This window comes from Pyramidobacter sp. C12-8, from assembly GCF_002007215.1.
Classification (GTDB): Bacteria; Synergistota; Synergistia; order Synergistales; family Dethiosulfovibrionaceae; genus Pyramidobacter.
This window is the reverse complement of the sequence record NZ_MUHX01000159.1, coordinates 1-213: the sequence shown is the minus strand read 5'-3', so window position 1 is coordinate 213 and position 213 is coordinate 1. Positions and strand designations below refer to the sequence as shown.

Genomic DNA, 213 nt, shown 5'->3' with positions numbered 1-213 from the left:
TTCATTCCCTTCGATCCGATCCTCATCATCCTGCGCCCGTGCCTTTGGAGAGCGGAAAATCGTATGCCGGTCGCTGTAAATCGCCATCGGCAGCCCATACCCCTCGATCCCCATCCCCAGCGCGGCGACATAGCCCGCCATACATTCGTTCTCAGTGAAACAGGCGCCAGTCACGATCCCCGTCGCATCGTCAATATAAGCGTGCAGCGTCGC

The 213-nt window shown here is 58.7% G+C and carries 1 pseudogene; it reads right to left on the bottom strand.

The window, feature by feature from the left end:
• Positions 1–213: pseudogene (locus B0D78_RS13125) on the bottom strand (ISNCY family transposase); the annotation flags it as partial.